This window comes from Erwinia papayae (assembly GCF_058241465.1).
The window spans coordinates 2,079,459-2,094,499 of the sequence record NZ_JBZCHT010000013.1; the positions used below are offsets into that span (position 1 = coordinate 2,079,459).

Here is a 15,041-nt window from a genome sequence, read left to right on the forward strand (position 1 = left end):
GCTTATGATGCTTGAAGAAATGGGTAAGGCCGCAAAGGCCGCGTCTTACCGGTTGTCGGTGCTCTCCACCGGGCAAAAAAATCAGGTGCTGATGACCCTTGCCGATCGTCTCGAAGCACAAAGTGATCAGATCCTCACCGCCAATGAACTCGACCTGGCGGATGCGCGCAAAAATGGTCTGAGTGAAGCGCTGCTGGACCGCCTGATGCTCAACCCGGCGCGCCTGAAAGGCATTGCCGATGATGTGCGTCAGGTCTGCCATCTGGCCGACCCGGTGGGCGTGGTGATTGATGGCGGCCTGCTGGACAGCGGCCTACGTATTGAGCGTCGCCGCGTGCCACTGGGCGTGGTCGGGGTGATTTACGAAGCGCGACCCAATGTGACGCTGGATGTTGCCTCGCTGTGCCTGAAAACCGGTAATGCGGTGATCCTGCGTGGCGGCAAAGAGACTTATCGCACCAATGGTGCCACCGTGCGTGTGATCCAGGATGCGTTAAAACAGCATGGTTTGCCTGCCGCTGCCGTGCAGGCGATTGAAAGCCCCGATCGCGAGCAGGTCAACCAGTTGCTGAAGCTGGATCGTTATGTGGATATGCTGATCCCTCGTGGAGGGGCGGGTCTGCACAAGCTTTGCCGTGAGCAGTCGACCATCCCGGTGATCACCGGTGGTATTGGCGTATGTCATACCTTTGTCGATGCTGATGCCGATCAGAACGCGGCGCTGGCGGTGATCGTCAATGCCAAAAAACAGCGACCCAGCGCCTGTAACTCGCTGGAAACCCTGCTGGTCCACGCTGCCATCGCCGACAGTTTCCTGCCTGCTTTAAGCCAGCGGATGAAAGAAGAAGGGATCAGATTACACGCCGATCCTCGCGCGATGACCCTGTTACAACAGGGGCCGGCAGAGGTGAGCGCGGTGACCGACGCACAGTATCGCGACGAATGGCTGGCGCTGGACCTCAATGTTAAGCTGGTGGACTCCCTTGATGAAGGCATCGCTCATATTCGTGAATATGGCACGCAGCATTCTGATGCCATCCTCACCCGCAGCATCATGAACTCGAACCGTTTTATTAATGAGGTGGATTCATCGGCGGTATACGTTAACGCCAGTACCCGCTTTACCGATGGTGCCGAGTTTGGTCTGGGAGCAGAAGTCGCGGTTAGTACCCAAAAGTTACATGCCCGTGGCCCGATGGGTCTGGAGGCACTGACTACCTATAAATGGATCGCTTTTGGTAACGACACCCTGCGCCGCTAGGCCAGTTTTCATTCATGTGCCACAGGGATGTGCCGTTGCGCCTTTCAGGATAAGTTCTCGCTGTGCAAAATTAACAGGTGTGCTTTGATGGTTACTCTCTCCCAGATATTGCCGTTTGCTGCCATCGCCGCAGGGTTGGTGCTGACCCCTGGTCCCAATATGATTTACCTGGTTTCGCGATCCCTTTGCCAGGGCCGTAAGGCGGGCTGGATCTCGCTGGCAGGCGTGGCGATGGGTTTCATTTTCTATATGCTGTGTGCGGCAATGGGCATCACCGCGCTGATTATGGCGGTGCCACTTGCCTATGATGCGCTGCGCATCGCGGGGGCGCTTTACCTGTTATACATGGCCTGGCAGGTCATCTTCGGCGGAAAATCACCTTTTCAGTTACGTCATCTGCCTGCTGACAGTAACCGCAAATTGTTCACTATGGGCTTACTGACCAATCTTCTTAATCCGAAAGTCGCACTGGTTTATCTTACTCTGCTGCCGCAGTTTATCAGGCCTGAACAGGGTGATGCACTGGCACAATCGCTGACGCTCGGTACGGTACAGATCGCCATCAGCCTGCTGGTCAACGCGCTGATTATCTATGCCGCAGGCACCATTGCGAGCCTGATGGCTGAGCGCCCTGTCTGGCAGAAAGTACAGCGCTGGCTGATGGGTACGGTGTTAACCGGCCTGGCGTTGAAAATGGTGTTAGACGGACGGAAATAAGTCTGGTGATTAAATTTTCATCAGGCTGTGGTTTTTCAGGTGGTGCCTGCCGGTTGATGCTGATGTGGCGCTGCACTGCGCCGGATTGCATATCCCCGATAAACGTTCGGAAACGGATGCGCTGATCGCCTCTACGGCGTACTGGCATGACATGATTCTGGTGACACGTAATACCCAGGATTTTGATCACCTGGGAGTGCAGCTGGTTAATCCCTGGCTGGCTGACCAGCGTAAAACTCCACCTCTATAGAGCAAGGTTGTCATTACCTTTCACACGGCTTTCTGCGGGTGTGGAAAATAATGCACTGCCCATCCCAGCGTTGCAAAAGTCAGGGCAGAAATTTATAGCCAGACGGGTTATCAGGCATAAAAAAACGGACGCCTCAGACGCCCGCTTGTTTTCACTGTCGCAGCTTACTTAAGACAGCTGCTGCACTGGCCGCTCTGAATCTGCTGGAAGAAATCATTGCCTTTGTCATCCACCAGAATAAACGCCGGGAAATTCTCCACTTCAATTTTCCAGATCGCTTCCATTCCCAGTTCCGGGTACTCCACGCACTCCAGGCTTTTAATGCTTTGTTGCGCGAGGACGGCGGCTGGCCCGCCAATACTGCCAAGATAGAAGCCACCATGTTTGTGACAGGCATCGGTCACCTGCTGGCTGCGATTACCTTTTGCCAGCATGATCATGCTGCCGCCGTGCGACTGCAACAGATCGACATAGGAATCCATTCTTCCGGCGGTGGTTGGACCCAGTGAACCTGAAGCATAGCCTTCCGGCGTTTTTGCCGGGCCTGCATAATAAACCGGATGATCCTTCACGTACTGCGGCAGCCCCTCACCGTTATCAATACGTTCTTTCAGCTTCGCATGGGCAATATCACGCGCCACAATAATGGTGCCGCTGAGAGACAGCCGGGTGGAAACCGGGAAGTCTGAAAGCTGCGCCAGGATCTCCTTCATCGGACGATTGAGATTAACCTGCACCGCTTCGCCTTCTCCTGCCTGACGCAGACGTTCAGGAATAAATTTGCCCGGGTTATCTTCCAGCTTCTCAATCCAGATGCCGTCACGATTAATTTTCGCTTTGATATTGCGGTCGGCGGAACAGGAAACGCCCATTCCCACCGGACAGGAGGCACCGTGACGCGGCAGTCGGACCACCCGAATATCATGGGCGAAATATTTGCCACCAAACTGCGCGCCCAGACCCAGATTCTGCGCCTCTTTCAGCAACGCCTGCTCCAGCTGAATATCACGGAAGGCCTGGCCATGCTCATTTCCTTCGGTGGGAAGGTTATCGTAGTAGTGAGTGGAAGCCAGCTTAACGGTTTTTAGTGTCGCCTCTGCTGAAGTGCCGCCAATGACAAAGGCGACATGGTAAGGCGGGCAGGCCGCCGTGCCGAGAGTCCGCATTTTATCCACCAGATAAGCCTGAAGTTTTCCCGGGGCCAGCAGCGCTTTGGTTTCCTGATACAGATAGGTTTTGTTGGCTGAGCCGCCGCCTTTGGCCACGCAGAGGAACTTATACTCGTCGCCGTCAACGCTGTAGAGGTCGATCTGCGCTGGCAGATTGGTGCCGGTATTCACCTCTTTGTACATATCCAGCGCGGCATTTTGCGAATAGCGCAGGTTATCTTCGATATAGGTCTGGTAGACCCCCTGCGACAGCGCCGCTTCGTCACCGCCGCCGGTCCATACCCGCTGGCCTTTTTTACCCATGATAATCGCCGTACCGGTATCCTGACAGGTGGGCAGGATGCCTTTGGCGGCGATCTCTGAGTTACGCAGAAATTGCAGCGCCACATACTTATCGTTTTCGCTGGCTTGCGGATCATCCAGAATATCCGCCACCTGCTGTTGATGGCCAGGGCGCAGCATAAAGGAAGCATCGTGGAACGCCTGTTTTGCCAGCAGCGTCAGGGCTTCTGGCTCCACTTTCAGTACGGGCTGACCATCGAATTCAGCGACGGAGACATGATCACGGGTGAGCAGATAGTAGTCGGTATCATCGTGCGCCAGCGGGAAAGGGTTCTGGTAATAAAACGGTTTATTTGACATCGCTCGCTTACTCCTAAAATTTAACCGCCGGAGGGCTCTCTCCGGCGGTTGTTAATCAGAACATCATTGCCATCCACGGGTAACCAATTACCAGCAGGGCGGCAAGGAAAATCGCCCCGAAGATAGTCCCCAGCCGCCAGTAGTCTTTGGTCGGCAGATAGCCACTGCCATAGTATATAGGGCTTGGGCCGGTGCCGTACGGAGTAATGATCCCCATGATACCCAGCGAGGTCACCATCAGCAGGCAGAACACTTCCATATTCATGCCGGGAATGGTCGATGCGATGGTCAGCATGGCAGGCAACAGCGCGGTGGTGTGCGCGGTGGTGCTGGCAAACAGATAGTGCAGCAGATAAAACGCCAGCAGCAGCACAATGGTGGCGATGCCGGGAGAGATACCCCCCATCATCGCACCGCCTTCTTTACCCAGCCAGGCGATAAAGCCGGTGGAAGAGAGACCATCTGCCAGAGCAACCAGCGTGGCGAACCAGGCGAAGGTATTCCAGGCTGCTTTATTGCCGGTGATATCGCTCCATTCCAGCACGCCGGTCCACAGCATCAACACAATCACTAACAGCGCGGCCATTGCCGGTTCAATAAAGCTTGCGGCGAAAATCCACATCACCAGCGCAGCACAGACCAGCACCAGTAACAGAATCTCATTACGTGACATCTTACCCAGTTTTTTCAGCTCACGGCTTGCCCACAGCGGAACCTCATCGTTGACTTTGACTTCGGGCGGATAGAACCAGTAAGCCAGTAGCGGCATGGTCAGGATCAGTAACAATCCCAGCGGCAGGAAGGCGATAAACCAGGTACCCCAGGAGATGTTGATGCCAACGATGCTTTTCACCAGAGCCAGTGCCAGCAGATTGGGTGCCAGCGCAGAAAGAAACATTGAGCTGGTAATACAGGCCGCGGTAATCGCAACCCACATCAGGTAAGAGCCAATTTTGCGCGCGCTGGGATCGTTCGGTTTAGAACCATAGGGCGGCGGCAGGTTAGAAATAATCGGGAAAATGGTGCCCCCACTGCGCGCGGTATTCGATGGCGTAAACGGTGCCAGCAGCAGGTCAGCCAGCGTAATGGCATAGCCCAGCGTCAGGCTGCGACGGCCAAGGTATTTAACCAGAATCAGCGCCAGACGTCGGCCAAACTGCGTTTTGTCGTAACCAGCAGCAAACATAAAGGCACCGAAGATTAACCAGACGGTGGAGTTACCAAAGCCGCTCACCGCCCATTTGAATGACTGGCCCGCCAGCTTAAATTTCGGGTCGGCCAACTGTTCCGGGCTGAACAACAGCCACTGGCTGCCCAGCGCGATGACCACCACGCCGGTAAGGCCAATAACCGCGCCGGGCAGGGGTTCGAAAATCAGGCCAACGATTACCCCCACAAATACGGCGAAGAAGTGCCATGCGTGAGGTTCCAGTCCCTGCGGAACCGGCACCAATAGCAGCAAAAGGCTGACGAAAACAGGGAGCGCCAGCATCAGCAGGCGTTTGCTACCGTCCTTTGCGTTGCCCGCTTTGTTCAGCGGCATAGAGATTGATTTATCAGTCATAGTTCAGATCTGCCAGTAGTTTAGAATTGGGTTCAGTCCATTCGCTACCTGTCACTTTTTCTTATTTTCCTGTCATTTTCCGACTAACGGCGAGCGGTCATTCAGTCGCTTTCAGCACGTTAACTTATGCAGGAATAGTCATCTTCATGAAAAGAAAAATGACCTGTCGCATTATTTTTAATATGTATTAATAAAATGAAAGTAAATGACATTAACTGAATATTTATATTCTGCGCCTTTTGATGTGATGATAATTGATCAAGATCAATAAACCACCTTTACCATTCGCTGATTTAATTTTTCGAATACCTGACTTGTTTATAAGGTTTATTTTTAACAGATGTGTAATTTAAAAAATCTGCGATTGTTCTGATGAGAGTGATTGTGTGTGATATATACACGTTTTTTTGATGTAATTCAATTAAAATTAACAATTTAAATCGAAATTAAAAAGTAAATGAGAGGTTAAATTAATGGGTAATATTGTAATTTTTTTATTTTATGTAGAATTTCATTCGTTGTATTTTCAGAGCAACACAGTGCTTCAATAGTTTTTTAACTAATGTAATCGATTTAGTAATTAAAAATAGGATTATATTGCATGCATGCCATCGATAAATAATCAAAACGAAAAATAATTCCGGCAATCGAATATTAATTTCTTGTTTTAAAAATTCTGGAGTTGACAATTATGAGCAACCAATCGCTTATCTTCAGCCCGTTTACCCTGCCGAATGGTACTGAACTTAAAAATCGCCTGCTGATGGCACCAATGACCACCTGTACCGGCTATTTTGATGGCACGGTGAGTAGTGAACTGGTGGAATATTACCGGGCGCGCGCGGGTAGCATCGGAACCATCGTGGTGGAGTGCTGTTTTATCGACAGTCTCGGGCTGGCTTTTCCTGGCGCTATCGGTATCGATAACGACGAAAAAATAGCCGGTCTGGCAAAAATAGCGCAGGCAATCAAAGCTGAAGGCTCCAGGGCGATTCTGCAAATTTATCATGGTGGTCGCATGGTCGACCCAAAACTTATCGGCGGACGGACGCCGGTTGCACCCAGTGCGCTGGCGGCACCGCGAGAAGGTGCCGCAACACCGGTCGCGCTGACCACCGAAGAAGTGGCTGCAATGGTAGTGAAATTTGGTGAAGGTGTCCGGCGTGCGATTCAGGCTGGTTTCGACGGCGTGGAAATACACGGTGCCAACACCTATCTTATCCAGCAGTTCTACTCGCCAAACTCCAACCAGCGCGACGACGAATGGGGCGGCAGCCGCGATAATCGTGCCAGATTTCCGTTAGCGGTGCTGGATATCACCCACCAGATGGTCCGCCAGTACGCTGATGATGCTTTTATTATCGGCTACCGTTTTTCCCCGGAAGAGATGGAAGTTCCTGGTATTCGTTTTGACGACACACTCTGGCTGCTGGAAAAACTGGCGGCGTGTGGCCTGGACTATCTGCACTTTTCACTGGGCTATGCGCTGCGATCGTCGATTGTTGATACCCGCGATCCGACGCCGTTAATCAGTAAGTATCTGGCACAACGCTCTGCGGCCCTGGCAGCGGTCCCGGTAATGGGCGTCGGCGGCGTGGTAAATGAGGCGGATGTCAGTCAGGCGCTGGCGCACGGTTACGATCTGGTGGCCGTGGGGCGGGCGTGCATCGCTTATCCGGACTGGGCCGCTCGCATTGCCAGCGGGGAAGAACCGGAACTGTACATCGACAGTACCCAACGCGAAGCAAAGCATATACCTGAACCGCTGTGGCGTTTTTCGCTGGTTGAAGCGATGATTCGTGACATGAGCATGGCCAGCGCGAAGTTTAAAGCGGGCACCTTCGTTGAGAAAGTGCAGGATGATGCCCATCAACTGACGTTCAGCATCCAGCTTGAAAGCGATCGGATCGCGGCGATCGAGCTGGCCGACGGACCGGCCGACGATGTCAACTTCATCACCAGCTTTAGCGAAATCCGCCAGCGTATTCTTACCGCCAACAGCCCGCATGTGGATGCCATTTCCGGTGCCACCTCGCAAAGTGAGGCGGTGAAAAAAGCCGTCTCCAAAGCGATGGTGAAATCCAGCAAGGAACGGATGATGGAGGAGGGCGGAAGCACCGGGGCAGCAGAAGAGTATGACGTCGTGGTGGTAGGCAGTGGCGGAGCCGGTCTGGCGGCGGCCATCCAGGCCCATGATGAGGGGGCGCGGGTACTGATTGTGGAAAAAATGCCGACCCTGGGCGGTAATACCATTAAAGCCTCTGCCGGGATGAATGCGGCAGAAACCCGCTTCCAGCGGGTGAAAGGCATCCGGGACAGCAAAGCAAACTTCTATGCGGAAACGCTGAAAGGCGGCAGAAACCTCAACAACCCGGCATTGCTGCACCGCTTTGTTGAAAATGCCCCCCAGGCCATTGAATGGCTGGCCGGTCACGGGATTATGCTCAATGACATCACCACCACCGGCGGCATGAGCACAGATCGCACCCATCGGCCAAGGGACGGGTCGGCAGTAGGCAGCTATCTAATCAGCGGATTAATGCGCAATACAGCCCGTCGTGAAATCACCGTAATGACCGATACCACGGTGACCGAAATTCAGTCAGAGCAGGGCGAGGTCTGCGGTCTGTATCTGTTAAATGAAGAAAACGAACAGCTGATTATTCGCACCCGCAACATTATTATTGCCACCGGGGGATTCAGCGCCAACAGCCAGATGGTGGTGAAATACCGTCCGGATTTGGACGGTTTTGTCACCACCAATCATAAGGGGACAACCGGCGGGGGAATTGCTCTGCTGGAACACATTGGTGCAGGTACGGTGGACATGGGCGAGATCCAGATCCATCCAACGGTAGAACAGAACAGCTCCTATCTGATTTCGGAATCTATCCGCGGCGGGGGCGCTATTCTGGTTAATCAGCAGGGCAGCCGCTTCTGTAATGAGATGGAAACCAGAGATAAAGTATCGGCGCAGATTATCGCCCTGCCAGAGAAGAACGCCTGGATCGTCTTTGATGAAAATGTACGGATAAAAAACAAAGCCGCAGATGAATACATTGCACGGGGTTTTGTGGTCAGCGCGGATTCGCCTCGCCAACTGGCTGACAAGCTGGGGATGAGTCATCATCAGTTACTCGCCACGCTGGAACGCTATAACGGTTTTGTTGAGCAGCAGAATGACACTGATTTTGGACGTAAAACGGCAATGCGTAATCCGCTGAAAGCGGGGCCTTTCTACGCGATACAAATCGCCCCCGGCGTGCACCATACTATGGGCGGTGTCACCATCAATCCGGACACGGCGGTGCTGGATAAGCAGGGGCTGGTGATCCCCGGTGCCTTTGCTGCCGGTGAAGTGGTCGGTGGCCTCCACGGCGGGAACCGCATTGGCGGCAATGCCGTCGCTGATATCATTATATTTGGCACCCTGGCGGGCCATCAGGCGGCAAGCCGGGCAAAAAATTAAGTCATCTGCGCCCCGCCAGCCAACGGGGCGCGTCATAATAAGGAGCCTGTGATGTCGTCTGACTACCGCATATATGGCTACTCAGCCGTCTTAATGGGTTCTCCCATCCTGTTAAAATTGTTCGAAGATAACCAAACGCTGGCTTTTCAGGTATTTCGTCTGATTAAACAGTACGAAGACCTGCTGACCGTCAACCGCGCCCGCTCTGAGGTGATGGATATCAACCTGGCGGCGGGACGTCATCCGGTGGCGGTCAGCGCGCCGGTTTTTGCCTTAATCAAATGTGCGCTGGCGGCCAGCCTGCTGGAGGAGAGCTGCTTTAATCTGACCATTGGTCCACTGGTCAAGCGCTGGCGTATTGGTTTTAAAGGCGACAGCGTGCCGCCTGCCGACGAGATAGCCGGGCTATTACCGCGCACCCGTCCGCAACAGGTGGTGCTGGATGAGTCCGCTGGCACGGTGTTTTTGACCCGGCCCGGAATGGAAATTGACCTGGGGGCGATAGCAAAAGGGTTTATTGCTGACCGGGTTCGGGATTATCTCCTGGCGCAGGGCACGGAGCGTGCGCTGATCAACCTTGGAGGCAATGTCCAGACATTGGGCGCACCACCCGACGGCTGGTCTGTCGGACTGAAAAAGCCTTTTGCGGCTGCCGATGCACTGCTTGGCGCAATTAAGGTCACCGATAAATCTGTGGTCACGTCCGGAATATATGAACGCTACTTTGAGCAGGATGGACGCCGCTATCATCATATCCTTGATCCGCGCACCGGCTACCCACTGGAGAATGAGCTGGAGAGCGTCACCATTGTCTCTGCGGATTCACTCGACGGCGATATCTGGACCACGCTGATTTTTGGTATGGGTGTGGAAAAGGGATGCGCGGCACTGCGCCAGCAGCCGGGAATTGAGGCGATCTTTGTGACCAGACAGCATGAGGTGATCCTCTCTTCTGCTCGTCAGTTTTCCTTTACCCTGCTGGACAAAGCGTACCGGCTGATTACTGGCAGTACTGTTTAAGCAGCTCGTGGTGCTCTGCTTTCAGGCGGTAATGATAAACAGGACGTCCGGTCAGTCCGTAATGGACGCTGGTATAAAGGATGTCAATTTGCGCCAGCCAGATCAGATATTTACGACATGAAACCCGCGAAATATTCACCGCGCTCGCCAGCTCGTCGGTGGAAAACTCGTTCGCCGGGTGAGCATCAATCCACTGACACAGGGTTCGCAGGGTTTGCTGGGTCAGACCTTTCGGTAATTTGCGGGCATCGGCAACAACGGGCGTCCCGCTGTGCATCAGACGGTCAACATCAGCCTGTTCGTAATACTGATGTGACACCATCAGCTTTTTCTTCTCACGCCAGCCGGTCAGGGCCTCTTCGAAGCGAGGAAACTGGAAGGGTTTCAGCAGGTAATCCACCACTCCGTAATGCATCGATTTCTGAATAGTCGCGGCGTCAGAGGCGGATGAGATCACAATCACATCAATCGGGCTGAGGGCCGCACGCAGCACGGGCAGCAGATCCAGCCCGTTGTCCTGTTGCAGATAGACATCCAGCAGGATCAAATCGATATGCAACGACGGATTGTTGATCATCTCTTCGGCCTGACGCAGGGTGGCTGCGTGACCGCAGCAGGCAAAGCCGGGCACCTGGCTGACATAAACGCGGTTCAGCTCTGCAACCATGGCATCGTCGTCAACGATCAATACATTTATCACTTATTTTTCCTTTCACTGTCCCAGGGTAACTGAACAAAAAACTGGGTAAAGACGCCAGGTTCGGATTCTACGGTAATCGTGCCGCCAAGCTGTTCAACCTGCTGCCTGGCGAGAGCCAGTCCGACGCCGTGTTCACCACCTTTGGTGGAAAATCCCTTATCGAAAATCAGCGGGACCTGTTCAGGGGGAATACCCGGACCGTCGTCGCTGACTTCGCAACCCAGCCAGCCATTCTGATAGTGCAGCAGCACGCTGACTTCGCCTGCGGGCTGCCCTGACAGGGCTTCAAGCGCATTTTCGATAAGATTACCGAGCACCGTAATCAGCACTGCAACCTGCTGTTCATTTGGATTATCCGGTACCAGACACTCTTCTGCCAGCGTCAGTATATGGCCTGCCTCGCGCGCACGGTTCATTTTACCCAGCATAAAACCGGCAATGACCGGCGATCGCAGCTTGTGCTGCAAAGAGCCAATCTCTTCCTGATAGTTATTGGCGGTTTGCAGAATGTAATCTTCCAGCTTGCTGTAATTTTTCATATGCAGCAGGCCGAGGATCACATGCAGTTTATTCATAAATTCGTGCGACCGTTCGCGCAGCGCATCGACATAGCTGACCATACCGTCCAGCCGCTGCATCAGCATCTGGATTTCCGTTTTGTCACGAAAGGTACTGATTGCGCCAATCACCTGATTATTGTTGCGCACTGGCAGAATATTGCACAGAAACAGGCGGCCATAGCTGCGAATTTCCCGATCCTGTACCGGTTTGCCGCTGCGCAGTACCTCACCCAGCGCGGCCACCAGCGGGCCTGGCTCGACGCGTTTGCCCTGCTGGAATTCATCCGGCGACAACAACATTTTACGGGCGGCATGGTTAATCAGCGTCACCCGCTCCTGGCTGTCGATGGCGATGACACCCTCTTTAAGGGATTGCAGCATGGCCTGTCGTTGTTCAAAAAGGGATGAAATTTCATGCGGTTCAAGGCCAAAAAGGATTCGCTTAAGCATTCGTACCAGCACGCCTGTCCCCAGTGCGCCAATCAGCGCACTGAACAAGACGGTCCACAGCACGTTCCAGCGGCTGCGGCTGATTTGGTCCGCCACCTTACTGAGGGAGATGCCAACGGAAACCACGCCGATTTGCTGGTGCCGATCGTCCCAGACAGGCGTGAATACGCGCATAGCTTCGCCGAGCGTCCCCCGGTTTACCGCCGCATTTTCATGTCCGGCGAGGGCGGGATTGATATCATCGCCAATAAATCGTGCGCCGATGGTGGCAGGGTTAGGATGGGAGTAGCGGATACCCTGCATATTGGTTATCACCACGAACATCAGTCCGTTGCGCTGCTGAACGCGATTTGCCACGGTCTGGATGCGATAACTATCGGGCGGCAAAGTCAGGCTCTGTTTTACTTCGGGATCGTCCGCTAGCGTGCGGGCTACGGCAAAGGCGGCAGCTTTCACACCATCGCGGGTGAGATTGCTGATATGGACAAAGTACAATGCAAAAATCACCACCAGCATCGGGACAATCACGCAGCCTACCATCAGTGACACCGAGGTACTGAGTTTCAATGGTCGCCTGGGTGCAGGCTTATGGGGTTGTGTGTCAGCCATTATTTTCCCATTGCAAAGCGCAAACCGTGATTATCGCTGATGGCCCGGCATTGATAAAGCGGTGCAGGCCATTCACCTGGTGTACTGTACAGCAGATGTCACCCCTGACGATGTTAATAACAGCATATTCCTCAGGTGGTGGAGGCATTAAGTCAAACGCTTTTTCAGGAAATAAACGAGGGACGAAATATCCGGAGCAGGAATTATTCATCACGGAAAAAAGAAGTCACAGGACGGTCCCTTTCAATTTTTACCGATGTAAAAATTGAAAATATATTGCTTGTGCATATTGGGGGATCGTAATAATCGAATATGACTGAGCGGCCCGTCCGGAATTAATTATATTTAGTGTCGTTTCGCACCAGCCAGCATAAAAATACCTGCTATATTTTTCGGTGGTCTACACACACTGTTAAGGAAAATAAAATGCAGAAACTATCTGGCGTCATTTTAATTGCTTCTCTGGCTTTCGCTCCGGTGGTATTCAGTGCTCCGCAGGGTACGCTCAGCGTACATATTCTGAATCAGCAAACCGGGCTTCCTTCGGCAAACGTTAATGTCATCCTGGAAAAACAACAGAATAACCAGTGGGTCCCGCTGGCTGATGGCAAAACCGATAATGACGGGCGCATTAAATCGCTTTTTCCGTCCGATCAGGATATGCAGCCCGGAAATTATAAAGTCACCTTTAAAACGGGTGACTATTTTCATCAGCAAAAGATGGCCTCTTTTTTTCCTGAAGTCCCGGTACTGTTCACGGTGACGGAAAAAAATGAAAAACTGCATATTCCGTTGTTACTCAGCCAGTTTGGCTATTCAACCTACAAAGGGAGTTAACCGCCACCGCGTTCCCGGCGGGTGGCCGGGAGCGCTTGCTGCCTTATTAATCGCCCCTGGCCGCGCATTTATTCTTGCTGTTCCACATCGCCTGTTGGATTGCCACTGTGCGAACGCTTCTGATCAGACGACCATTATTCTGTTCAGCCTCGCCTCTTTATCCCCTTTATCAGCGACTCTGGTAAAGTGTCTCGCCCTGCTGTATTTCGCTATCGTTCGGGAGGCAGCCGGACTTTCAGATGGTCGCGTTAAAAAGGAAAGAGTGAATGCTGAAAGAGAATTTCAACGAATTGCAGATCTTTCTGGTCGTTGCACGGGAACGAAGTTTTACCCGAGCCGCCGCAAGCGCAGTAAGCCACTCCACTCTGGCGGGGTCGCGATGCGAGAAAAAGGCGTGGTGGCGCTGTCCATCGCGGTAATTTGCCCCATTTCCGCCTCGCTGAGCTGAAAATCCAGAATATGCATGTTTTCTTCCATGCGGGCTTTGCGTACGGTTTTTGCCAGAGAGACGATTCCACGCTGGAAGATCCAGCGCAACACAACATGACCGACGCTTTTGCCATATTTCTCACCAATGGTAGTCAGCAGCGGATGCTGAAATAAGCCGTTTTTACCCTCAGCGAAGGGGGCCCGGGCCCCAGGCTGAATACCCCGGCTCTGCATCCAAGGGACGGGATGCAATTGCTGGTTAAATGGGTTGACTTCAATCTGATTCACCGCCGGAACCACCTTATTAAAAGCCATCAGATCGGCCAGCCGGTCCGGATGAAAATTGCTGACGCCAATAGCGCGAATTTTTCCGGCATGGTGCAATTCTTCCATCGCCCGCCATGCGCCATGTACATCGCCATAGGGCTGGTGGATGAGATAGAGATCAACATAGTCCAGTTGCAGGCGATTCAGGGAGCGCACGAACTGGGCTTTTGCCCCCTGATAATGGGTGTCCTGAAGCAACAGTTTGGTGGTGACAAACAGCTCGTTGCGGGCAATGCCGCTCTGCCTGAGCGCATTTCCCCCCTGCGTTTCATTCTGATAGGGCGCGGCGGTATCAATCAGCCGGTAGCCAACCTCCATTGCGTCCAGAACCGCGCGTTCACATTCCGCAGCATCGGTCATCTGGAAGACGCCAAAGCCGAGCAGGGGCATGTTTACGCCATTATTCAGTTTTACAGTTTGCATAATGTCATTCTTACGCTGCACAGGGAGGTAACCTTAGCGCAGGGGAACGGATTTTTTCAGTGGCGTAATCTGCAAGGGGCTATCAGCTCAGCTCATCAATCAGCCCGGAGCGGCTGCTGCTGGCAGGGAAGTAAGCGGATTCGAAGAAGAAAGAGTGGGGAGATCACGCTGCATGGCAGGCAATCTGTCAGCGGCACTGAGCAAATGAAATGCTGACAAATCGCCCTGTTTACCAGAACCACGAGCACATGGCGCAACAGTAAACTATTGTAATAGAAAGCAATATAAGCTCTACAGGTTTAATAAGCGTCATGGTTTTCACTGGCGGTTTTGGTTAAGTACTCAATACATCGGTCCGGCTGTCAAAAACTTTAACCGAAAGTGGCCTGTTACTTGTATTTATTAAAAAAAGAGCTAAGCCAGCCGCTATCATGCGCCGACTGCTTCGCTGCACTCATCAGCAGAGAGCCTGCATACCAGTGAATGACGCCCGGCGGATGCACCCTGTCGATACGCCGACCTTATCACCGCCAGCGCGGTGAACATGACAGCAAGAAGAGAGGCCGGGCGATAGCGGCCTGCAAGGATCTTCGTCGATGTGACGGCTGTTCACC

General features: G+C 53.1%; 10 protein-coding genes and 2 pseudogenes. 7 read left to right on the top strand and 5 right to left on the bottom strand.

The window, feature by feature from the left end:
* Positions 1-7: 7 nt before the first annotated feature.
* The 3 genes from proA (at position 8) to AC3RPL_RS25900 (ending at position 2,228) form a co-directional block, all read left to right on the top strand.
* Positions 8-1,261 (top strand): glutamate-5-semialdehyde dehydrogenase, encoded by a 1,254-nt coding sequence (gene proA, locus AC3RPL_RS25890; protein ID WP_490742140.1) that lies wholly within the window; start codon positions 8-10, stop codon positions 1,259-1,261.
* A gap of 87 nt (positions 1,262-1,348) precedes the next feature.
* Positions 1,349-1,978 carry a LysE family translocator gene (locus AC3RPL_RS25895; RefSeq protein ID WP_490742055.1) on the top strand — a complete coding sequence of 210 codons (630 nt, stop codon included), beginning with the start codon at positions 1,349-1,351 and terminating at the stop codon, positions 1,976-1,978.
* 64 nt (positions 1,979-2,042) lie between these two features.
* Positions 2,043-2,228, top strand: coding sequence for a PIN domain-containing protein (locus tag AC3RPL_RS25900; protein ID WP_490742056.1), 186 nt, complete (start codon positions 2,043-2,045; stop codon positions 2,226-2,228).
* A 164-nt stretch (positions 2,229-2,392) separates the two neighbouring features.
* Here the strand turns inward: AC3RPL_RS25900 and fumA are convergent, their stop codons facing one another.
* Positions 2,393-4,039 carry a class I fumarate hydratase FumA gene (gene fumA / locus AC3RPL_RS25905; protein WP_490742057.1) on the bottom strand — a complete coding sequence of 549 codons (1,647 nt, stop codon included), beginning with the start codon at positions 4,037-4,039 and terminating at the stop codon, positions 2,393-2,395.
* A 55-nt stretch (positions 4,040-4,094) separates the two neighbouring features.
* The gene (locus AC3RPL_RS25910; protein ID WP_490742058.1) at positions 4,095-5,603 is read right to left on the bottom strand and encodes a DASS family sodium-coupled anion symporter; all 1,509 of its coding nucleotides are present in this window, start codon (positions 5,601-5,603) and stop codon (positions 4,095-4,097) included.
* A 691-nt stretch (positions 5,604-6,294) separates the two neighbouring features.
* Here AC3RPL_RS25910 and AC3RPL_RS25915 point away from each other — a divergent pair.
* A complete protein-coding gene (locus tag AC3RPL_RS25915) occupies positions 6,295-9,072 on the top strand; it encodes a flavocytochrome c (RefSeq protein ID WP_490742059.1) in 2,778 nt (925 codons plus the stop codon).
* A 51-nt stretch (positions 9,073-9,123) separates the two neighbouring features.
* Positions 9,124-10,092, top strand: coding sequence for an FAD:protein FMN transferase (locus AC3RPL_RS25920; RefSeq protein WP_490742060.1), 969 nt, complete (start codon positions 9,124-9,126; stop codon positions 10,090-10,092).
* On the opposite strand, the gene dcuR is transcribed toward AC3RPL_RS25920, so the two are convergent.
* The gene (gene dcuR, locus AC3RPL_RS25925) at positions 10,073-10,792 is read right to left on the bottom strand and encodes a two-component system response regulator DcuR (RefSeq protein WP_034933781.1); all 720 of its coding nucleotides are present in this window, start codon (positions 10,790-10,792) and stop codon (positions 10,073-10,075) included. The two genes, AC3RPL_RS25920 and dcuR, sit on opposite strands and share 20 nt — an antisense overlap.
* Positions 10,789-12,411 (bottom strand): sensor histidine kinase, encoded by a 1,623-nt coding sequence (locus tag AC3RPL_RS25930; RefSeq protein ID WP_490742061.1) that lies wholly within the window; start codon positions 12,409-12,411, stop codon positions 10,789-10,791. Before AC3RPL_RS25930 ends, dcuR begins: the two co-directional genes overlap by 4 nt.
* A gap of 426 nt (positions 12,412-12,837) precedes the next feature.
* Between AC3RPL_RS25930 and uraH the strand changes: the two genes are divergently transcribed.
* Positions 12,838-13,248, top strand: a complete 411-nt coding sequence (uraH, locus tag AC3RPL_RS25935; RefSeq protein WP_490742062.1) for a hydroxyisourate hydrolase — start codon at positions 12,838-12,840, stop codon at positions 13,246-13,248.
* 266 nt (positions 13,249-13,514) lie between these two features.
* Positions 13,515-13,619: pseudogene (locus tag AC3RPL_RS25940) on the top strand (LysR family transcriptional regulator); the annotation flags it as partial.
* Here AC3RPL_RS25940 and AC3RPL_RS25945 read toward each other — a convergent pair.
* A pseudogene (locus AC3RPL_RS25945) lies at positions 13,598-14,427 on the bottom strand (aldo/keto reductase); the annotation flags it as partial. The pseudogenes AC3RPL_RS25940 and AC3RPL_RS25945 overlap by 22 nt on opposite strands.
* Between the last annotated feature and the right edge of the window lie 614 nt (positions 14,428-15,041).